Genomic DNA, 21,771 nt, shown 5'->3' with positions numbered 1-21,771 from the left:
ATCTAACAAACCTGCTGCGTCCCCTTCAAATCCTTTATGAGTGTACGGTCGTTGCGCCGAAATCAGAACCAGGAAATTGTGACGAGTTGCCGTGACTCTTAGCTCCCTACCTCAATCCCTGCCTCAATCCCTGCCTCAATCCCTGCCTTAGTGCTTCTTCTCCAGTTCATCGACAAAGTCGCGAATGAAGCCGAAGTAAGTCTCGCTGTCGTCCCACATGGCCAAATGGCTGCCGGTTTCACAAATGCCGACGCGGGAATCGGGGATGCGGCGGCCCATTTCCTCGATGTCAGCGGGATCCATACTGTCGTGCCTTCCGACCAACAGCAGGGTGGGCACTTGAATGTTGTGGATATCGTCCCACCTGTCCCAGTCCTTAAACGATCCCGTTACCAAAAACTCATTGGGGCCCTGCATTGTGTTGTAGACGGCTGGGTTCATGTGTGTGAACCCGCGGACGACGGCGTCGGGCCAAGGATCGAGCCGGCAGATATGCTTGTTGTTCAAGTGCTCGTCCATCAACTTCTGATACTCCGGCGCCTCATAGTCCTCGGCGGCTTCGTAGCGTTTCATGGTGGCAACGAGATGAGCCGGAAGTGCATCGCGCAACGCGTTGATATGCTTCACATAGGACGGAATGCTGGCTGTCATATTGGAGATGATGAGTCCTTTGAGTGCGTCTTGATACTTCAGTGCGTATTCCATGGCCAGCATGCCGCCCCAGGACTGGCCGCACAGATAAAAGTTCTCCAGCCCCAAGTAGTTTCGAACTTCTTCTACTTCTTCGCGGAAGCGCTCCACATTCCACAACGAGAGGTCGTCTGGTTGGTCCGAGTAGTATGAGCCGAGTTGATCGTAGAAGTAGATTTCCACACCCTCCGGCGGGAGGTAGTCTTCGAAAATCTCCAGGTATTCATGGCTCGATCCCGGTCCCCCATGCAAGATCAGCATCTTCACGGGACTGTCCCCAATCTTGCGCGTCCAGACATGAAACCCGCCGCTGATAGGAACTAGCTGTGATTTACCCATACCTTCGTCTCCTCCTATGGTGTGATAATTCAGATTCAGGTGCTAAGGTACCAGTTGTCAGAACAACCGGTGCCTTCTTCGTACCTTCTTCTTCGTACCTTCTTCTTCGTACCTTCTTCTTCGTACCTTCTTCTTCGTACCTTCTTCTTCGTACCTTCTTCTTCGTACCTTCTTCTTCGTGCTTATCGCGCGTGGCTTGCAGTTCCTACAGGTCCCACTTGAATCCTTTCTTCTCGGCAATCCAGCGGGGAAGCTCCATGCGTACGGTCTTTTTGGGATCGACCATTTGGCAGATGGCCAAGTTGGCCTGGGCGGTCATGAGAAATGCGGATTCGGCTTTGGGCATGCCAAACTCGAGTTCCATAAACTTGGCCATGTTGTAGACGGCCCGTTCGGCGGCGGCATCGAGATCGTCCTCTGAGGCAATGGTGATAATGCGCTCGCTGTCGACAATCATCGGTGCTGTCCACTCCTTATCCTTTAGCACGTGGAACTCTACCGTGACATTCGCAGCAATTTCGATGCCGCTGACACCTACTTCACCGTCGCCCATAGCGGCATGCAGGTCACCGAGGCCGAACAGGGCTCCGGGTACATTGACGGGAAGAATGAGGTAGGCGCCCTCGGTGATGCGTTTGCAGTCCATGTTGCCGCCGTGATCGCCCGGGGTTCCACATGGAACCTGCCCCTGTGCAGGCGCGGTACCAATCACGCCAATCATGGGATTGAGCGGGATCTCCAGGTCATCGTCAAAGCGTGCTTTACCGTCTTTAACGGGGACTATCTTAATGACGTTTTCGGTCAGGGACTTGCCCATGACGCCCAGGTCTGGGCCTGTGGTCATAACGCCTTGGTTGGCCAAATCAATGTTCTGAATGTGGACAACGAGCAAATCGCCGGGTTCTGCACCCTCTACATATACGGGCCCTGTGGCAGGATTGATGCGCTCCCAATCGAGGCGGCCAAAATCCTGTTCAGAGTTCTGAATCTGGTCCTCAAAACAGTCGTAGGTTTGAAAGACCACGGGCTGTTCGGTTGGTACGGTTTGAGAAGCTTGATTGTTGGGAGACATAGTATAGACGATGTGTTCTTTTTGTACCGTTAAGGTCAACGGGATCCCTCCTATAGTTTACGCATTATACCGTTTCTGTACCGTCACACCACTCCCATTATATTAGCAATACTCTGAGTAGATGTAACAAGCGAAATATACGGTATTTACAAAGTCTTTACGCAAAATTATGTTTTGTAACACCTCTATTACGGTGATTTCATTTTAACGATTTATCCTTATAAACGAAATAGTACGAAATAGACAAAATACCCCAGAGGAGGACGAAGATGAACCAGGCATGGCGTCACCTGAAGCAAAGACCGTTGGCTGTTGTAACTGGTGCTTCTGCAATTGCATCACTGTTGTTAATGACGACGGCAGGAACCGTATCTGCAAGTCCGTTTCCGGAGCATGTTCACGCCAAGACAGTGACCCCTATCAAACACGTAGTGGTAATTTTCGATGAGAACATATCTTTTGATCACTACTTCGGAACCTATCCTCATGCAAAGAATCCCCCAGGTGTGCCTCAGTTCCACGCAGCACCGGGAACACCTACCGTGAACGGGTTGTCAGGACCCCTCCTCACACACAACCCGAACGGCGTGAATCCACAGCGTCTCAATCGTTCCCAAGAGGTTACGGCGGATATGGATCACAGCTATCAAGCTGAACAAGCTGCCTATGACGGCGGGAAAGTGGACAAGTTTGTTTCGTCTACTGGCCATGGCAACAAACTTGTCATGGATTATTATGACGGCAACACGGTTACAGGCTTGTGGAATTATGCGCAACACTACGCCATGAATGACAATTCCTTTGGAACCGTGATGGGACCCACGCTTCCGGGACACCTGAACCTCATTTCCGGCCAGACAACCGGCGTGAAAGTCTACAGCTCGAACTCCACAACTGGGAAAGCCGTTCAATTGCAGCCTGGTGAGCCGGGTTACCCGCAGGGAGCCATCGTCAACAACACGATGGTTGGTAACATCAACCCCTACTTCGACAAAGCATCGACGGGCAAAACCGCTGAAATGACTGGAAAGAACATCGGTAATCTACTGAATGCAAAAGGTGTTACGTGGGGATGGTTTATTGGCGGATTCCGAAACACCAGCGAGACCCACAAGAACTATGCTGGTGCTTCTGTGAAGGATTATGCATGGCCCTTCACCGATCCCTTTCAGTTCTACAAATCAACATCCAACCCGAATCACCTGCCCCCGTCCTCTCCAGAGATGATTGGCCACACGGACCAAGCCAATCATCAATATGATTTAACAGACTTTTGGACTGCTGTAGCATCTCGCAACCTGCCGTCGGTGAGCTTTTTGAAGCCGCCTGCCGGGTGGTCTGGACATGCTGGCGTCTCCAGCCCTTTGGATGAACAGCAGTGGATTGTCAACACAATTAATGGGCTGCAACAGTCCCCGCAGTGGAAGAATACAGCTGTCATTATCAACTATGACGATTCAGATGGATGGTACGATCACGTTATGCCCCCGATTGTCACAAACTCACACAATCCAAACCGTCTTGGCTATGGACCGCGATTGCCGTTGTTGGTCATCTCTCCATATGCAAAGAAGAACTTCGTAGACAATACCTTGACAGACCAGACTTCGATTACGAAGTTCATCGAGAACAACTGGAAGTTGGGCCGCATTGGCGGTACATCCATGGATTCAGTCGCAGGTACACTGGACAATATGTTCAATTTCTCAAGACCGCATGAGCGCAAGTTGTTCTTAAGTCCGTCTACCGGCGAACCCGAAAACCCTTATGCTGCGTACGGTCAGTTCTACACTTGGCTTCGGTCTTTGTATGCAGATGCCGGTGTACAAATGCCGCGAAGAGAAGTTCGCTAACGAAGGATGAGCAGGCAACCATGAAGGATGAGCAGGCAACAATTGTTGCCTGCTCACCGCTTCGTACAGCCGCGTGTACTTCGCCGCAGGGTGTTGACTCCTAGGCGTCAAGCTTTAACCCTTGCGGCATGGAACGAAAGCCCTTGGTTGCAATGCCGAGTACAATCAACCCGACGACAAACCAGGATGTCCCCAGGTAGAACGTCAGCTTATCAAAATTGAGCCATACGTAGAGCAGAATAAAGAACCCAACCAGAGGCATGATGAGGTGCTTCCACCAGTGCTTGCTCTTCTTCTTCCCCATGAAATAAATCATGACGGTCAGATTCAACGCCATAAACGTGGTCAGAGCACCGAAGTTCACTAACCTGCTCAGATTTCCAATGGTCATGACGAGACTGACAATGATGGACACCGCACCAACCAGCAGAGTGGACGCATACGGTGTTTTGTACTTGGTGTGTACTTTTGAGAGAAACTTTGGCAGCATTCGGTCCCGGCCCATGCTGAACAAAAGGCGTGAAATGGCAGCTTGCGCGGCGAGTGCGTCAGCAATGCCCCAGGCGGCTACCGTAACAACCAGTGTCAAAATCTTGAGCCAGGTGCCTCCGACTTTTTGAGCCACATAGTAAAAGGCGACGCTGGGGTCTGGAAACTGATTGTAATGAGGATACGCCACAGCAGCCAGGTAAGTTAGTATCATAAAAAAGAATGCGACTATAATCAAAGACCAGACGGTTGCCTTCCCAACGGTAGACTTGCCGCCCACCGTCTCTTCGGACAATGTACTGATACCGTCAAAGCCCAAGAAGCTGAGCACAGCCACAGAGGTTGCGGCGCCAACCATACTCATACTGAATTTATGGGGATTAATAATTGGATTCATGGTGAAGGACGTACCGTCTTTTCCTGCGGCAACAAATGCGAACGCCATAACGCAGAAGAGAACAAAAATACCGACCTCGAGGATCAACATGACCCAGTTGGCCTTGTTTGTCATTTCAATCCCGCGGATATTGATGATAGTGTTGATTCCCACAAAAATAATAATCCAGCCCCAAATTGGGATGCCCGGAACCAGTTGTGCCAACCAGGTACCGGATACTAAGTACAACAGCGCCGGAATCAAAATGTAGTCCATTAGAATCATCCAGCCAGCCATAAAACCGATGTATGGATTCCATCCGCGTTGTACGTACGCGTACGCCGATCCCGCTATCGGAAACGCCTCCGACATCCGAAAGTAACTGAAAGCCGTAAAGATCATTCCGACCACGCCAACAAAATAGGCAAACACCACCATGCCGTTGGCTGTTGTGACCACCTGTCCGTAAATTCCCATCGGAGCAATAGGAACCATAAAAATTAATCCATAGACCAGAAGGTCCCAAAAGCTTAGCGATCTCTTCAATTCCTGCTTATACCCATACTTCTCCACTGAGACATCCGTTGGTTGCGTAGTCATAGAACCACATACCTCCTCGCCAATTTGTTTTGTTAGGACCTGTTCATCGCGCTGTTTCCTGTCTGCACCAGTTGCACTTGCCATGTCCTAACCAAACTACCCTACCCTTGTCTTCAGTCTCTCTTTAGGTATATATGCAATTTTCAAAATACTATATCACGAATCCTGTACAGGTTGAAGAAAAGAACCGTAAGCATCTTATCGTCAGTACGTTAGAGCAAGAAGCTTCGCAAGATTCCAGGCACTTGTGTAAAGAAGCGATTCTGCATCGGCCATTGCCTCGGCTGTCGTCATCGGCCTTGATAGAATGGAATGAATACTGACAAATGTTTCCTTGAGCCGATGAAAGCTTTCACCTGCGGTCTCGGCTAAGCTGCCTGAGAGCAATATGGGTTTAACCTTTTGTGCCTGTGCAAGCTGGGCCACGACATACGGGACCTTGCCAAACAGAGTTTGGCTGTCTGTTTGTCCTTCGCCCGTAATTACGTAGTCGGCCCCTTCCAATTGCTTATCCAAGCCTGCCGTGAATGCAACTAATTTTCCGCCTGACGCAAAGACAGCTCCGAGTGCCATCAAGGCAAATCCGATTCCCCCCGCAGCACCCGCACCGGGCAAGTCTTGCAACGATTTCCCCAGGCTCTCTTCGACAAGTCCAGCGTAGTGAGACAATGCGGCATCCAGTGTTTTCACTTGATGAGGTGTCGCACCCTTTTGCGGACCGAACACAGCGGATGCACCATTTGACCCGCACAGCGGATTCTCGACGTCGCTGGCAATGGAGATTTTGCTTTCTTGCAGCCGACTGTCAAGTCCGCTCAAATCTACATGCTGAATCTGGAATAGAGATCCTGCAACGGGAGATACGTTGCGCCCCTGTGCATCAAGAAACCTCCCGCCGAGTGCCTGAAGCAGTCCCAGACCTCCGTCGTTTGTAGCGCTGCCGCCAACGCCAATGACAAACTTCCTGTAGCCCTCGTCCAGAGCACGCGTGACCAGTTCTCCAACCCCGTAAGTGGAGGTGTACTCAGGATTCAGCTGATCTTTCGGCACCATCGTTAACCCTGATACTTGTGCCATTTCAATGACAGCTGTTACCCCGTCCCCCAACACGCCGAAATGAGTCGAAACCGGATGCATCAGTGGCCCCTGTGCGGTACAAGCAACCTTCTTGCCGTTTGTCGCGTTGATGAGGGCATCCAATGTCCCCTCTCCTCCGTCTGCCATCGGTACCGTCACAACCGATGCGTCCGGCATAACGGCGATAAACGCTCTCTGAATGGTGTTTGCAACTTGGGAGGCAGTGAGACTTCCTTTAAACGAGTCTGGCGCAATAACGACTTTCACACGCTTCACTTCCTACTCATTCGTTCTGATGGCTCTGTGCTGTTGGATTGGATTCATTATAGAAAACCGGTTACATTCAGGCATTAGCCCTATCATTGAGAATCAGATTGCTTCTCTTTGGATTGTACCCGAACTCTGGTTCACTCGCTCTGGTATGGCGGCAATTCGACCTTCAACTCCACTGTTTGGGCAATTTCATACGCTTGCCTGTCAAACAATTTCATATCCTTGCCTGGAAGTCGTCGGCGATGCATACATCAATCTTCATCAACCACACTATAAGTGCTTAACGCAGCAATTTGGAGATTGAGATTGAGATTGATATTGATATTGATATTGATATTGATATTGATATTGATATTGAGTTTGGGATTGAGATTGGGATTGGGATTGGGATTGAGCCGGAGCTGAAAATATATACTGTTAGGCTCGAACCTTAGGGAAAGGCGTGTCGACACATGGATTTTGGAGAAGCGAGTTATCCTCACGGCAGAGGTTCCAACGGAAATAACGCTGGCAATACCAGTACGCGAATTGAACGTGATTTTCTCGGCAGCAAGCAGTTGCCTCAGGAGGCTTATTACGGTATTCAAACGATGCGTGCTGTGGAGAACTTCCCAATAACCGGATATCGACTTCATCCGATTTTGATTCAGTCCATGGCTATCGTCAAGCGCTGTGCTGCCCTTGCTAACATGGAACTGGGTTTACTTGAGCGGCGGATTGGAAATGTCATTGTGCAAGCGGCTGACGAGGTCATCGGCGGTCAGTGGCACCACCATTTTCTGGTCGATCCGATTCAAGGCGGCGCCGGCACGTCCATCAACATGAACACAAACGAGGTTCTGGCAAACCGATCGATTGAACTCCTTGGCGGACAGAAAGGCGACTACACCATTATTAGTCCCAACACCCATGTGAACATGAGCGAATCCACCAACGATTCCTTCCCGACAGCCACACATATTGCTCTGTTGACTTTGTTACAGAAACTTTTGTCGGCTTTGACAAGCTTGCGCGATGCCTTTTACAAAAAGGCAGAAGCCTTCGACGGCGTCATCAAACTTGGCCGCACACACCTTCAGGACGCCGTCCCAATTCGCCTGGGGCAGGAGTTGAAGGCATACGCTGAAGTGTTGAATCGAGACATTCTCCGTATCCGTGCAACACAAAGCAACCTGTACACGATTAACATGGGTGCCACTGCGGTCGGAACCGGACTCAATGCAGACTTACGGTACATCCGGCGCGTGTCGCAGCTTCTGGCTGAAAACACCGGCTTCCCCCTCACTTCAGCACGCGACATGGTTGACGCTACACAAAACACGGATGCCTACACGGAACTCTCATCAGCTTTAAAGGTCTGCGCGGTCAGCCTCTCCAAAATCGCCAACGATTTACGCCTCCTGGCTTCCGGACCGAGGGCAGGGTTTGCGGAGATTCGGTTGCCGGAGAGACAACCGGGATCGTCCATCATGCCAGGCAAAGTCAATCCCGTTATCTGCGAAGTTGTAAACCAAGTAGCGTTTCAAGTGATTGGAAATGATGCGACTGTCACACACGCTGCAGGCGCGGGCCAATTGGAACTGAACGTGATGGAACCCGTGCTCGTGTTCAACCTGATTGAGAGCATCAACATCATGACGCAAGCTGCGACAGTATTTCGAAGCTATGCCATTGAGGGAATGGAAGCGAACGAAGCGCGATGCAAGGAGTATGTGGATAACAGTGTAGGAATCATCACTGCCCTCAACCCGCACATTGGCTACGAAACTGCCTCTCGACTGGCGCATGAAGCCATCGCCACGGGAGAGTCTGTGCGCGACTTGTGTCTGCGAGACGGAATTTTGAGTGAGGAACAGTTGAATCAGATTTTGGACGTGTTCGCCATGACGCACCCTGGCATCGCCGGCGCATCTGGAGATGCATCTCCAGATGCAGGCGGAAGGCCGGTGTAGGCACTGGGGAAGGACGGGGCCGGAATCGGAGGGCTGGAGTGTGACGAGGGGAAGGCTCGAGGTGGGGCGCTGGGTTGCTGGGTTGCTGGGTTGCTGGGTTGCTGGGGGCGCTGGGGGCGCTGGGGGACGCCGGGGGCGGAGACAAAGCGACTGCAGAGGTCTGGGACCGACGGGCAAAAGCTTCGGGGGCCAGCGCTGGAGCCGGAGGGCTGGAGCCGGAGGCCAGCGCTGGAGCGGGAGGGCTGGGAAATAGAGATCCGAGAAGCGCTTATCGTCTAAAATCAGGGTCTGACCACCCAAATAAACTCCTGAGACAAGCTTATTTCTAAGTTTGTCTCAGGATTCGACACCCTTTGGGGTACTTAAGCACTTGGCAGAGACAGTCTATTAACAGGAGCTGTAAGGCTCCTGTTTTCCTTCGTTAGGGAATTTTTTCAAAGGAATTGGATGCAAATGGTATATTTTTGGTTGTCAGTAACAGAAATCGTGGGATTTCCACTGTCAATCCCTCCATTTTTTACTCTCGCTTTCTTCTAAGAGCAGACGGGGGCCTCTAACGGTTTACAACGTTCCACCAGGGTCTTTACCATGACTTTGACGTTGACGACCATGGACGTAATTTTGACGTCAATTCGCAATTTCTTTCGGCCACGGGTTCGCGGTCTTTCGAGCCCGTGGTGGCGTTTCATCTCGTTATTGGTGCGCTCAATTTCGTACCGAGCTCGTAACGCCTCTTGCCCTTGCGCGCTCGCATTATACTTCTTTGCCTCTTGCAGCAGTGCCCAATAGTCACTTACAAATACAGTGCGACCTTTGGCATGGTCGGTACACTGCCCACGTAGAGAACATTGTCCACAAACTTGTTCGGCAAATCCATATTGCGAACCCTTAGATTTCTTAATGTGAGTCCTGCGAACCGATCTCTGCCCTTCAGGACACACGACCACGTCATCTTCCGGTAAATATGTGAAGTCCTCCGTTCGAAATGCCTTGCCAGAAGGGTTGGTGACTTTAGTCAATGGTGCGGTCAGATGAATGTGTAACCCGTTGACAAGTTTATCGCGATTCTCCCCGCTTCCGTAAGCTGCGTCTGCCACCACTTCCTTGGGGCGTTTGTCGAACTGCTCCACGACCGTCTTCACCACGTTTTCCAGTGTAACCCCATCCGCTTCATTACCAGGGATCGGCTCTGCATTGAGGACTAAGTGAGAGCTTGCAGATTCCACTACTTGCGTCTTGTCACCCAGAAACGCCAGCTTCTTGGATTTGTGCCCTATACGTACCTCTGGGTCATGGGCACTGACTACGCGGTCGGCGGGTTTCTCCTTTTGACCCAGTTCAGCGTATTGAAAGCCTCTATTCTGTGGTCCACTGCTGTCAGATGAACCGGATGAGTCCTCATCCTGTTCCTTTGAGTCCACATTTTCACGCAAAATGCGCAGCAGCACCTCGCATTGTTGCTCTGCCGTCTCCTGTTCACTGGGGTCTTCCCATTTTGTAACCCCCTCGTCAGCCTCTGTGCGTTTCATCCATGCCACCAATCCAAACCCTAAAACGCATAGGTTACTGAAGGCGAGATTCCTTTCAGTCCCCCGAACATCACGTTTGAGCTTGCGGAAGAACACCCCCACATCCATGTCTGCTTTCAGTTGTGCATAATGTGCTGGGCTCCTACGTTTCAGGTGACGTACAAGCTTTTGGGCAGCCTGTTGAATAAGCTCGTATGTACTTGGCGCGGCAACATTGGCATAGGTGTGGAACGCATCCACCAACCAACGGTCATCGTCTTGGCCCCACATACCGTGGTTTAGGGCTTGAGCAAGGATGTTCATATGACAGGCATGAAATATGTCCGCCCCAAGTCGACTCCTGTCTAATGCAATTGTGCTATGGTCAAATTTGGCGAGCGAAACCGGAACACCCAAGAATCGCTTGATAAAGATGTCACCGACGATCTTTAATTCCATCTCTCGGTCGGAAATATTGTAGTATCGCTGTATGAGATGGATTTTCAGTTTCAACGACGGGGCGTAGGGGTGCTGGCCGAGCGGCGAGTACAAAGGAGCACACAGCTTATTTGCGAAGGAAAAGTCAATGTGTTTCGCCACCATATCCCAGAATGGGTGAGGTGGTATCGCCGAGTACACCATTAGGTCTTCGAAGGAAGCCTGCTCAAAGTTCTTGTACTTAACCCCGCTCATATCTCCAACTCCCGCTTGTTTTTTGATAATTCAATTATACACGAAAACAAGCGAATTATGGATAAATATCAAGATATAACGAGTTAAATTCAAAAATTGGAGACTCTTATCCTATCTAGTTCATCGACAGTCTCTGGCAGGAGCTTATTTGTGCGGGCGAATAGCCCCAATCCCGTATAAGCATCCCAGGGATCGCTATTTGTGCTGACCAGCTTCATGGGACCACCCCTCGCCACAATCTGGTCACAGTCTCGTCACAGCCTGGTCACATCCCACCACTTCAGGTACCCATTTGTGGCGGATTTGTGAACGGAGTGCTCTAGTAGTGGGTGTAACTGAGGCGGTTAGTGACCCGAAAGATCCCTATTGCCGAAGTGATGATGTGATTGTGATCGCAATGATCCCTAATGCCAGTTGTCCAAGATATTAGTGTCATGAATGGACACTAATATCGGGAGGTCTACCTGGGACTGTGGGGGATAGGGATCAATGGGATCCCTATTTGAGACTGTCCACTGGAATAGTGACTGGAAAGATCACTATTTTTTGGCGAGGACGTTGATAGTGCGCAAAAGGATCATTAACAAACGGTATCGGAACGACCTCGCTTGAACTGGGAGCCTCCACTGCCAACCGTTCTGCTGCTTGCCCCTATTTACGCGGATTTCCTAACTCGATTTTGCTGCATTTGTGCCTTGGAAAGGAAATAAACGGAAAATCCGTTTATTCTCCTCCTTATGCTTCTCCTCCTTATGCTTCTCCTCCTTATGCTTCTCCTTCCTTTGCCCTTCCTTCCTTTGCCTCTGGCCTACTCAAGAGGACCGCTGGCTGCCTCAGTCTTACTCGTCAACCGAGCTTGCCTCAATCAACGTTTTGTTGGTTGTTTCTGGTGCCATGAAGATGGAGATGAGCAGGCCTGCGAAAGTGACTGCGGCTCCGATTAACATGGTTGGACCGATCCCTATTCTGGCAAGTCCGATGGGGAGCACAAAGGTGCCGAGAAAGGCTCCGATACGGCTGATAGATGTTGCGATTCCAACTGCCGTTCCGCGTACTTCTGTTGGGAAGATCTCATTTGGGTAGATCCAGTCAAGTACATTGGGTCCGCCAGAGAAGAAGGCGTATACCAAAAATCCGAAGAATACAATCCACGTTGGTCCTTTGGGAAAGATGCCAAGTAAGAAAATCCCGAAGGTCATGAGCGCAAAAGACCAGATTATCATGGGCCTGCGGCCGAGTTTGTTCACTAGAAACAGGGCTGGAATACAGCCAATGAGAAACAAAATGCTGATAACAATCAGTCCTAAGTTCGCGAAACTCCCGGAGGTTACACCGTAGGCTTTGAGAACCTGCGGTCCAAACGTGTAGAGTGCAAACAAGGGGGCGACCTGCAGCATTTCAAACAAGCCGACAAACAGAATTCTGTTTAAGTAGCCTTTGGAAAACACGGTACCAAAGGATGTTTCACCAGTATCTTCAACAATATCGTGTGCATTGGCGTGATCGCCAAAGACATCCTTCACAATTTTGTCTGCCTCTTTCTGTCTTCCTTTACTCATCAACCAGCGGGGTGATTCTGGTGTACCCCACCGCATGAATACCAAGACCAATGCAGGGACAGCACTACTTCCAAGCATCCAGCGCCAGGCATTCATTCCGCCGTAATAGGCCAGTATCCCGCCTACAATATAGGCTGCTGTAGCACCGACGTACCAGGCTAGAATCTGCATGCCAAGCATACCGCCGCGGTATTTCTTGGGCGCGAATTCTGCAAGCAGGGATGTTGCAATGGGGTAATCGGCCCCTACTGCAATCCCGAGGATGAGCCGCAAAGTAAACAATTCAGGAGCATTGGTAATGAACATCTGCAAGACGGAACCCACGATGAACACCATGAGGTCGATGGTGTACATGACTTGGCGGCCGACGAGATCGGTCAGATAGCCAAAGAAGCCTCCAATAAATAATCCCACTAATGCGGAGGCACCAATCAAACCGCTCCAGACGGGACCGAGATTTAACTGCGGACCCAATTGTGTGAGAGCGACACCGATAATGCTAAGTGTATATCCATCAAGAAACGGACCGCCCGAAGAATACACTGTAAGTCTTTGATGAAAAGGCGTTAATGGTGCATCTTCGATACTTGTTCCCTTTGACCCGGAGCGAACAACGGCACGCTTTACAGGCATAGCTCTCGACTCCTTCCACCTATCCTATCTGGCTCAAACTCATGGTGCCCGCGTATGGAACAATCTTTGCATCCAATTCATGACTTGCCGAAAAAATCCAGCCTACTACCGACAGAAAACATACAAGTTTGCCGAAACCTTATTTCTAGACAGGAAGGGTGAAGGGGTTGTGAAGATGCGAAGAGGAATCGTAGTTGCAGCCGTGTTGATTTCATCACTAACAGTATTGACAGCGTGTGATTCGAAGCAGGAAGCCAACGCTATTAATCAACCAGGGAGTTCGGGCAGTGCGAGCACCGCAACGACTAAAAACAACAGCAACAGCGTTTCGCAGAGTGACGCCAAGGTTTCGGCCAAAGGCGTAAGTCCGAAAGTCTCAAAAGCTCAGGTTGGAAAAGCTCAATCCACCGTCAATAAGCTGGTGAACTCGGTGAACCAGTTGCACTAGATTTCCGGCATAGAACAACTCCGAAGACATGCAGAAAGTACAAGAAGAATTAAAAAAATTCACTGTCCCTCGAAGCAAGCCGCAGGTTTGGGACGAAATTGGAAAAAGGGAGGAATTTCATTATGAAAAGATCAAAACTTCTTGCAACTGGAGCTGTCGCTGCCCTGATGTTCTCGCCTATTGTAGCTTTTGCAGCCGATAACGGACACGGCCAGGGCAACAATAGCCACGGTCAGGGCCAGGGATTGGGTATCCTGCGCGGACATGGGCTGGGATTGGATCACTCAGGAAAAATGAAAGCAGATTTCCATATGAACGGAAAAGGCTCTTTCAAAGCTGGAGACTTCAACATGAAGGCACAAACTAACACAGACGGCAATGTCTCCGTAAATACACAGAATACAAGCAGTAACAGTGGTCAAACAAAAGCCCATGGAAATTCAAATAATGGGATGAACCAGAAAGCGGCTGCACAAGCCAAACATACCCAGCACATGCAAGCTGTTGCGGACTTGCATAAGGCAATCAACCAACTGCATGTTAACCAAAAGCTCGATAAGGCAGAACACCAGCAACTCATTCAGGCACTGCACGCCTATATTGCACAAGTTGAACAAGCTGTTTCAATGGGGAATACATCAGGATTAAGTACAGCAGTGACCCAGGCCCAGCAGATTATTTCGACTTTGAGACAGGCAGCGAAAGCTCAGCTCTCGGAAATGAAAAATGCAGCATCCGGTGCCACATTCCAAAAAGACGGACATCTGACAAACGCAATTCAGGCCATTGACAACGCAGATGCGCGCCTGAAACAAAAGACACAAGCAATGAAAACGGCGGTTTCCAAGCTGCAGAGCGTAACGAGTGCGCTCCAAGCCAGCAATCAGGCTTTCTCAAAGCAAAGTGCAAGCGGATCGACATCGGGATCGACCGCATCCGGCAGCACAAGCGCCTCGACTCACACAGGAACGAAGACATCAGCCGGCGCTAATACCGTAACTTCTAGCATCGTAAATACGGTTCAGAGCACTGTCCAGGCAACGACCGAAGACAATCAAACTGGGCAAAATCAGGAACAGGAGTCCAGCAAGACATCAACCAAGACGAGCGACAGCCAGAAGTCATCTGACGACAATTTTAACTTGAACTCGAACACAGGAGCATGGGGAATGCTCTCGGGCAGCTTGCTCGGCCACAGTCTGAAAGGCTCCGGCAACGTAAAGTTTCAGTTCAATTCGGGAGATTGAGTTTATCTCACCTCTCTTCACTCTCTGCCCATTTCAAATAGCTTAGAGGAGAGGTATCCCCCGAATTTCACATAGATTCAAAAGACAGGCTGCCACAGCGCATGCTCTGGACTTCTACCGAAGTCTGTGCGCTGCAGGCAGTCTGTTTTAGTATATTTTGATTTCCCGTTGCCTGTTTTGCGCTGCCTGTTTCGCGTTGCCTGTTGCCCATGGCCGGCGCCGCCCAATAAGAAATGTGGTTTAAGACTATCCTAAAGTTTGTCGTCTAAGCTGGTTATCATTAACCAAAGCGTCAGACAGCCAAACAACCCAATCGACAGCCTCGAAAAAAGGGAGAGTCGAGCCAAGGTGTGACCCTTGCCCCGCTATCTCTTATAATGAGGATAATGAGTGCGACAAAGGCAGGATTCGGAATGAAAATTCTTGTAGTTGAAGACGATGCAACGATTCGTGCAATCATTTGCGAAGCACTTCAAGAAGACCTTTATGATACAGATGAGGCGGTAGACGGACTCGACGGACTGTGGAAAGCCGGGGAAGCTATTTACGATCTCGTTGTCCTCGACATCATGCTCCCCGAACTGGACGGCCTTTCGCTGGTGACAGAACTCCGAGCAAAAGGCGTTACAACACCCGTGTTGCTGGTCACCGCCAAAGACAGTGTGACGGACAGGGTTCGGGGTCTGGATGTGGGAGCTGACGACTATCTGGTCAAGCCCTTCGCCGTGACGGAATTGCTGGCCAGAGTACGGGCCTTACTTCGCAGAAACGCAGGCTACAGTAATGAGAACAACCGATTAGGCTGCGGCCGCCTACTTCTGTATATCGATACACTGGAAGGTTATGTTGATGGAACACCCTTGAATTTACGAGGCAAAGAGTATGAAGTATTGGAGTTTTTGGTACGAAACCAGGGAAGAATAGTTACACGGGACCAGATTTTCAGCAGAATTTGGGGATTCGATTCTGATTCAGGGGAATCTGTAGTGGACGTCTACATTCACTATATCCGCAAAAAGCTGGCGCAAGCGGGAGCAGATGCGTATCTGGTGACCAAGCGCGGCGTCGGCTTTATCCTTCGGGAGCCGTCCTCATGATTGCGCGAATTCGCTTCAAATTCACACTACTTACATCCGTCCTCATCTTCGTTGTTTTGCTGATTCTGGGTTCCATTCTATACGGTTTCATGTTGAACAAATCGTACAAGGATTTCGACAAAAATATGACTGCACAAGCCAGGCCCATGACTCGAGCGCTGGAAGCAGGACGGATTCCAAAAAAATTGATTCGCGGCGATACGCTGAGTACACAAACGAGTCAGGGGGCAATGCGTGCTCCCTTGGCTATGTTTCTATGGAACAAAAAAGGGCACCTGATTTCCAAACAGCCCCTCTTTGCCTCATCCAATCAAGTTGAGGTATTGAAATCCCATTTGAACGACAACCACCTGACAATCAGCTTTGACGGACACTACTACCGTGTGATCAACGCAGCCGTCATCGTCAACAAACGGCATCTCATTCTCCAGCTTGTGCGCAACGAAGACCAACTGCGTTCTACTTTGCATAACTTGCTGTTCCTCTTGATTTTGGGCACGGTGATTGCGGCAGCATTATCCGTTTTTATCGGCTTCATGTTAGCCGACAGAGCCCTGATTCCCATTCGAAAGTCTTGGGACAGGCAAACACAATTCGTAGCTGATGCATCCCATGAACTGCGCACGCCGCTCATGGCAATTCAGGCCCGAGCTGAGATGCTCCTGCATAATCCAGACAAGACAATCGATGAAGAGTCGGAGAAAATTGGCAGTATCTATCAGGAGGCAAAGCGTGTATCACGGCTGGTGGACAACCTGTTGACCTTGTCGAGGGGCGATTCAAATGCAATCCAAATTGAAAAGCACCAGGTGTCTGTTCCTGAGGTGCTGGATAAGACCATAGATAATTTTGTGCCCCTTTGCAAAAGTGAAGATATCGGGATCTCGTTGGAATGTCATCGCCCCCTCACTGCAGAACTGGACGACGAGCGGTTTCGGCAGTTACTCTATATCCTTTTGGACAATGCAGTGAAGTACAATCGCCCCGGCGGCAAGATTCATGTCGTGTGCAACCGCCGCGGCAAGGGCATTGAAGTGACTGTAGAGGATACCGGGATTGGCATTGATGAAGCGGATATTCCAAATGTTTTTCATCGATTTTACCGTGCTGACAAGGCCCGATCACGAAAGACCGGCGGCAGCGGATTAGGCCTCTCCATCGCCAAGTGGATTGTGGACGCTCACGGCGGAGACATCTCCCTCACCAGCACTCCGGACAAAGGCACAACGGTGACCGTTGTGCTCTAAGCACCGGATGCCCTCATTGAACAGCTGCCGTCACAACCGTCAGCCGTTCCCATCGCTGCCCTGCCAACCGATTGTCCAGGTGGGCCACTCCCTACCATCGCTGCCCTGTCAGCCCATGACCCCGGTCGGCTGATGCATACCACAACTATCAATTGTCACCGAATATTCGAACTATAGTTGTTCTTTCGATATAATAGGGGAATGGAGCCCGTACTTTGTCAGCGAAATCGGTAAGAATATCACTCGTGACAGGAGGGATAAAATGGACTTATTTCCCGGAAGTGTGCTAAACATGGAGGAAGCACAAAATTGGCTGGACACAGGGACCTGGCCGGAGGAGACATTTGTGGATGTCTTTGCGCAAAACGTTCAGGCATACCCGCATCTCATGCATGGGGACGACAGCCGCACGCTTAGCAACAAGGAATTGTGGCAAGAAGCGGAATCTGTTGCCACTGTTTTGCTGGAGCTCGGCATACATAGAGGCAGCAAGGTCGCTATTCAACTCCCCACGTCACTGGATTTCGTCGTTGCTGTGTTTGCGGCAGCACGGATTGGGGCAATTGCAGTGATTCTCCAGGCCGATCTCGGTTCCCAAGCCATCAAAGACAGCCTCCACCTGGCTGAAGCCTCCGTATTGATTGTGGCAGACAATATCAAAGGCCACGATGTCGCCCAGACAGCCATAACCATGGCTCCTGACTTGCCGCACCTAGAGACCATTCTCATCCGGGACGACAACCGCAGTGAGCAACACAGTGCTGACAACCTGGATGACACCCGCCATGATGACGCCAGCGGTGATGTCACTGGAGTCCGTGTGTTGTCTTACACCGGGGCCAAGTTGAGCGGCAAGAAGCTTGCTCCGACAGCCGAGAATGAAAATCGGCCCCAGGCTCTGAGTCCCTTTGTCATGGTATTTACCGCTGGTACGACAGGCCGGCCGAAGGGAATTGTCCACTTACACGCAAACACCCTGTGGGCAGCGCGGACTTATGCCAACTTATACGGTCTGGAAGCCGAAGAAGCGATGCTGTGTCTGGCCCCCCTCTACCACCTCACCGGTTTTCTGGTCGGACTGACTATGCCGATTGTAAGCAATGGCAGGATACTGCTGCAAAATCGCTTTTCCGTTCGAACAACGTTGAAGTGGATTGAATCGTATCAGGTCCGTTACATGGTAGGAGCTCCGCCGCACTTAATACACATCGCAGAATCGCCTCACTTGCAGAAGGCAGACGTGTCCTCAGCCAAAATGTTTTTCTACGCGGGAGCCCCCGTTCCAACAAATACTTTGAAGCAACTGCAGCGAGACACAGGCTGGAAAGTTGGAGCCATGTTTGGCTGGAGTGAAGGCTTCCTTGCGTCGGCAACACGACCGGATAGCCCCGTTGAAGCTGTCAACGAAACAGTAGGTACTGCCATTCCGGGTATGCAGGTTAAGCTGGTGGATGACAAAGGGGACACCGTCAGGCAGGGCATGATTGGCGAGGTGTGGTGCAAGGGTCCTAGTTTCAGTGCCGGGTACTACAAGCAGCCTGAGTTTTCCCGTAATCGGTGGGATGCAGACGGCTGGTTCCACTCGGGAGACCTGCTGCAGCAGGACAGTGAAGGACGGTTCCGATACAGGGGCCGCCGAGATGCGGTGATTAACCGGGGCGGCACGAAAATTGATCCGAAAGAAGTAGAAACGATGTGCCTCACCCACCCGCTGATTGATGCGGCTGCGGTAATCGGTATACCTGACAAAACGCTCGGGAAACGGACTCTTGCCTATTTGGTACTGAGTCCAGAGACAGCAAAACTAACACTGGAAGATTTGCGTTTGTACTTATTGGAGAAAGGGCTCGCATCATGGCAAGTACCTGACAGACTCGCGTTCGTAACGGTGCCCAAAGAAAAACAAACATCCGCTCTTAGCCGCAGCCACCTGTTGCAGCTTATTGCAGAATCTGAGGAGGTTGTTACGTATGAATCTTGAAACGACGCTAACGGCAGAACTCATAGACAAATACAAGTCACGCTGGCCGAACAAGACTATTATTGACTATCTCAAGGAATCAGCTGCAGCACAACCGGATAAAACAGCCATTTCAGACGGCAGATCCAGCTACACCTTTCGTGAACTCTCCCGTCAAGTAGACAGAGTTGCATTGGGTCTCAAAGCCATGGGGGTAGTCCCCGATGACGTCATCTCCTTCCAACTGCCAAACTGGAATGAGTTTGTTATCTTGCACTTTGCCGCAACGCGCATTGGTGCTATCAGTAATCCTCTCATTCCTATTTACCGAGACGAACAGATAGACTATATGGTCAAAGCTGCCAAATCAAAGCTGCTGGTCATCCCAGATGAGTTTGGCGGCTTTGATTTCACGGCAATGGTCGACAGATTAAAAGACGGCTGGCCAATGATGGAACATGTCCTGGTTATCGGCGACAAAGTCCCCGAGCCCATGGAATCCTTCAGCAAACTCATGGATGAACCATGGGAAGAGCGGGACGACAAAGCAGAGTTGGATCTGCTGTATGTGGATCCAAACGATGTCACGGAAATTGTGTTTACCTCAGGAACCACCGGCGAACCAAAAGGTGTCATGCACACGCACAACTCGTTGTGTGTCTCTACCGAGTATTTTAAGGAGAGGCTGAACATTACCAGTGAAGACGTCGTATTCATGGCATCGACTTTTGCTCACCAGACGGGATTTCTATACGGTGCAAGAATCCAAGTGCACTGCGGCTGTACGGCCATTTATCAGGATGAATGGAATGCCTCTGAATTCCTGGACAGAATTGAACAGGACGGTGTGTCCGTTACAATGGGTGCCACTCCGTATTTGTCTGACGCCGTTAATGTAGAAGACATTGAAGACAGAGACTTAAGTTCTTTCCGCGCATTCTGCACTGCCGGCGCCCCAGTCCCGCCGTCTCTGGTCAAAGAAGCCGCAAAAAAACTTCCGTGTACCATTCTGGCAGGATGGGGTCAGTCAGAGAACGGTCTCGTGACTTTAACCTATCTCGATGACTCGGAAGACAAGCTTTGCAATACTGCCGGGTACCCTTGTCCCGGCATGGAACTGAGCGTTGTCAATCTGGAAGGCAACCCCTGTCCTGCGGACACAGAAGGAGACTTGTGGTGCCGCGGCCCGGCAATGTTTGTCGGATACCTGGACAGAATTGAGTTTACACGTGAGCAGTATGTGGGCGACTGGTTCAAGACAGGTGACAGAGCCGTAATGGATTCAGACGGATACATTCGTTTAGCTGGGAGAAGCAGCGATATCATTCGACATCACGGTGAACAGGTTCCTGTGACTCTGCTGGAAAACCTGCTCCACGAACACCCCGACGTCGCTGTCGCACAAGTAGTCGCTATGGCGGACCCCGCAGATCCCAGCGCCGAGGTAGGCTGCGCCTTGGTCAGCCTCAGAAAGAGTGCACGGTCCGGTGCGCGGGCGGGGAGCGGATTGACAAACGGATCGGCAAACGGATCGACAGGCGGATCGACAGGCGGGTCATCGGGCACATCGGCAGGCGGATGGCTGTCCTCATCGTCTAACGAACGGTTCACCATTGATAAAATGCGAGAGTTTCTGCGCAACAACGGCATCAGGCAGCAGGACTGGCCGGAACGGTTGGAAGTCGTTGCCGACTTCCCGAGGACGCCCAGCGGGAAGATTCAAAAATTCGTCCTGCGTAAAGAAATTCAGAAAAAGTTGGAACAAGAGGGTGTTCTACCAAGCCGATAAACATGTATACTGGTTCAACACAAGCCGCCCCTCGAAAATATGACATAAGACCTAACATGATGTAGCGGCTTGATGGATTTAAGTACCGGAAACGAGGTGTGCCTGTGACAACAGTACAGCGGTATGCAGGAAAAGTCGTATGTATTACCGGGAGTTCCCGCGGAATTGGGCAGAAACTTGCCGTCCGTTTCGCAGAAGAAGGGGCCAATGTTGCCGTCCACTGTTTCCGCAATACGGCGGGAGCAAAGGAAACAGCGAGAATGGTTGAAGAGGCTGGCCAGGAAGCATTGGTGGTCAAAGCTAATTTGACGCAACCAGATAGAATTCAAGTCATGTTCCAAGAAATTCGTGCCAAATTTGGACAACTTGACGTTTTTATTCACAATGCAGCTTCCAGCCGCAATCGACAAGCGATGGATCTCGATATAAAAGGATGGGACTGGACACAAGACGTTAACGCGAGAGCGTTCTTGCTCGGTGCCCAACACGCTGCCAAGCTCATGAAGGACGGCGGTGCTTTGCTAGCCATTTCTTCGTTCGGTTCCGATCACGTTTTTCCCTACTACACAAGCGTCGGCGCATCCAAAGCTGCACTGGAATCGCTTGTTCGATATTTTGCAGTCGAACTGGCGGACAAGCGTATCAATGCAAACGCCATTTCTGCCGGAGCTGTCGTAACTGGTGAATTGAAAAACTTCCCTGATATAGAAACAACGTGGGCACAGATGGAGAAAAAACTACCTTATCCACGCATGGTCAATGCAGATGATGTGGCTAACTTAGCGTTGTTCCTCTGTTCCCCTGAAGCTGAAATGATTCGCGGCCAGTCTGTTCGTCTAGACGGCGGCCTTACGTTGAAGGTTCCATAA

The 21,771-nt window shown here is 50.6% G+C and carries 16 protein-coding genes; 10 read left to right on the top strand and 6 right to left on the bottom strand.

The features are described from left to right. Positions 1-147: 147 nt before the first annotated feature. Together GI364_RS00900 and GI364_RS00895 are read right to left on the bottom strand one after the other, a co-directional pair. Complete coding sequence (locus GI364_RS00900) at positions 148-1,029, bottom strand: proline iminopeptidase-family hydrolase (RefSeq protein ID WP_198851871.1); 882 nt, start codon at positions 1,027-1,029, stop codon at positions 148-150. 205 nt (positions 1,030-1,234) lie between these two features. After that, a complete protein-coding gene (locus tag GI364_RS00895) occupies positions 1,235-2,101 on the bottom strand; it encodes an acetamidase/formamidase family protein (protein ID WP_198853793.1) in 867 nt (288 codons plus the stop codon). Between the two features lie 269 nt (positions 2,102-2,370). Between GI364_RS00895 and GI364_RS00890 the strand changes: the two genes are divergently transcribed. Then, positions 2,371-3,954 carry a phospholipase C gene (locus GI364_RS00890; RefSeq protein WP_198851870.1) on the top strand — a complete coding sequence of 528 codons (1,584 nt, stop codon included), beginning with the start codon at positions 2,371-2,373 and terminating at the stop codon, positions 3,952-3,954. Between the two features lie 100 nt (positions 3,955-4,054). Here the strand turns inward: GI364_RS00890 and GI364_RS00885 are convergent, their stop codons facing one another. Further along, positions 4,055-5,419: an APC family permease gene (locus GI364_RS00885; protein WP_198851869.1), complete on the bottom strand. Its 1,365-nt coding sequence runs from the start codon at positions 5,417-5,419 to the stop codon at positions 4,055-4,057. 204 nt (positions 5,420-5,623) lie between these two features. Next, positions 5,624-6,763 (bottom strand): glycerate kinase, encoded by a 1,140-nt coding sequence (locus tag GI364_RS00880; RefSeq protein ID WP_198851868.1) that lies wholly within the window; start codon positions 6,761-6,763, stop codon positions 5,624-5,626. A 458-nt stretch (positions 6,764-7,221) separates the two neighbouring features. Here GI364_RS00880 and aspA point away from each other — a divergent pair, with 458 nt between their 5' ends. Together aspA and GI364_RS00870 are read left to right on the top strand one after the other, a co-directional pair. Continuing rightward, complete coding sequence (gene aspA / locus GI364_RS00875; protein ID WP_198851867.1) at positions 7,222-8,721, top strand: aspartate ammonia-lyase; 1,500 nt, start codon at positions 7,222-7,224, stop codon at positions 8,719-8,721. A 74-nt stretch (positions 8,722-8,795) separates the two neighbouring features. Further along, the gene (locus tag GI364_RS00870) at positions 8,796-9,050 is read left to right on the top strand and encodes a hypothetical protein (protein ID WP_198851866.1); all 255 of its coding nucleotides are present in this window, start codon (positions 8,796-8,798) and stop codon (positions 9,048-9,050) included. Positions 9,051-9,254: 204 nt separating this feature from the next. Here the strand turns inward: GI364_RS00870 and GI364_RS00865 are convergent, their stop codons facing one another. Both GI364_RS00865 and GI364_RS00860 read right to left on the bottom strand, forming a co-directional pair. Next, a complete protein-coding gene (locus tag GI364_RS00865; RefSeq protein ID WP_198850109.1) occupies positions 9,255-10,922 on the bottom strand; it encodes an IS1182 family transposase in 1,668 nt (555 codons plus the stop codon). Between the two features lie 839 nt (positions 10,923-11,761). Continuing rightward, a complete protein-coding gene (locus tag GI364_RS00860; RefSeq protein WP_198851865.1) occupies positions 11,762-13,114 on the bottom strand; it encodes an MFS transporter in 1,353 nt (450 codons plus the stop codon). Between the two features lie 169 nt (positions 13,115-13,283). Here GI364_RS00860 and GI364_RS00855 point away from each other — a divergent pair, with 169 nt between their 5' ends. From GI364_RS00855 to GI364_RS00825, 7 genes are all read left to right on the top strand, one after another. Beyond that, a complete protein-coding gene (locus GI364_RS00855) occupies positions 13,284-13,562 on the top strand; it encodes a hypothetical protein (protein ID WP_233095962.1) in 279 nt (92 codons plus the stop codon). Between the two features lie 122 nt (positions 13,563-13,684). Continuing rightward, positions 13,685-14,809, top strand: coding sequence for a hypothetical protein (locus GI364_RS00850; protein WP_198851863.1), 1,125 nt, complete (start codon positions 13,685-13,687; stop codon positions 14,807-14,809). Between the two features lie 413 nt (positions 14,810-15,222). After that, entirely contained in the window at positions 15,223-15,906 is a 684-nt protein-coding gene (locus GI364_RS00845; RefSeq protein ID WP_198851862.1) for a response regulator transcription factor, read from the top strand. Then, the gene (locus tag GI364_RS00840; protein WP_198851861.1) at positions 15,903-17,153 is read left to right on the top strand and encodes a sensor histidine kinase; all 1,251 of its coding nucleotides are present in this window, start codon (positions 15,903-15,905) and stop codon (positions 17,151-17,153) included. The genes GI364_RS00845 and GI364_RS00840 overlap by 4 nt, the downstream gene beginning before the upstream one ends. A 262-nt stretch (positions 17,154-17,415) precedes the next feature. Beyond that, complete coding sequence (locus GI364_RS00835; RefSeq protein ID WP_198851860.1) at positions 17,416-19,134, top strand: class I adenylate-forming enzyme family protein; 1,719 nt, start codon at positions 17,416-17,418, stop codon at positions 19,132-19,134. Beyond that, entirely contained in the window at positions 19,124-20,902 is a 1,779-nt protein-coding gene (locus tag GI364_RS00830; protein WP_198851859.1) for an AMP-binding protein, read from the top strand. The genes GI364_RS00835 and GI364_RS00830 overlap by 11 nt, the downstream gene beginning before the upstream one ends. 104 nt (positions 20,903-21,006) lie before the next feature. After that, positions 21,007-21,771, top strand: a complete 765-nt coding sequence (locus GI364_RS00825) for an SDR family oxidoreductase (RefSeq protein WP_233095961.1) — start codon at positions 21,007-21,009, stop codon at positions 21,769-21,771.

It is taken from the genome of Alicyclobacillus sp. SO9 (assembly GCF_016406125.1).
In the GTDB taxonomy this organism is placed as follows: domain Bacteria; phylum Bacillota; class Bacilli; order Alicyclobacillales; family Alicyclobacillaceae; genus SO9.
The sequence above is the reverse complement of the archived record's forward strand: the minus strand, read 5'-3'. Positions and strand labels throughout refer to the sequence as shown.

Coding starts and splice junctions, on each gene's coding strand:
- GI364_RS00860 (WP_198851865.1), bottom strand. CDS start 13,114: ATGCCTGTAAAGCGTGCCGTTGTTCGCTCCGGGTCAAAGGGAACAAGT.
- GI364_RS00865 (WP_198850109.1), bottom strand. CDS start 10,922: ATGAGCGGGGTTAAGTACAAGAACTTTGAGCAGGCTTCCTTCGAAGAC.
- GI364_RS00895 (WP_198853793.1), bottom strand. CDS start 2,101: ATGTCTCCCAACAATCAAGCTTCTCAAACCGTACCAACCGAACAGCCC.
- GI364_RS00845 (WP_198851862.1), top strand. CDS start 15,223: ATGAAAATTCTTGTAGTTGAAGACGATGCAACGATTCGTGCAATCATT.
- GI364_RS00840 (WP_198851861.1), top strand. CDS start 15,903: ATGATTGCGCGAATTCGCTTCAAATTCACACTACTTACATCCGTCCTC.
- GI364_RS00830 (WP_198851859.1), top strand. CDS start 19,124: ATGAATCTTGAAACGACGCTAACGGCAGAACTCATAGACAAATACAAG.
- GI364_RS00885 (WP_198851869.1), bottom strand. CDS start 5,419: ATGACTACGCAACCAACGGATGTCTCAGTGGAGAAGTATGGGTATAAG.
- GI364_RS00890 (WP_198851870.1), top strand. CDS start 2,371: ATGAACCAGGCATGGCGTCACCTGAAGCAAAGACCGTTGGCTGTTGTA.
- aspA (WP_198851867.1), top strand. CDS start 7,222: ATGGATTTTGGAGAAGCGAGTTATCCTCACGGCAGAGGTTCCAACGGA.
- GI364_RS00900 (WP_198851871.1), bottom strand. CDS start 1,029: ATGGGTAAATCACAGCTAGTTCCTATCAGCGGCGGGTTTCATGTCTGG.
- GI364_RS00850 (WP_198851863.1), top strand. CDS start 13,685: ATGAAAAGATCAAAACTTCTTGCAACTGGAGCTGTCGCTGCCCTGATG.
- GI364_RS00835 (WP_198851860.1), top strand. CDS start 17,416: ATGGACTTATTTCCCGGAAGTGTGCTAAACATGGAGGAAGCACAAAAT.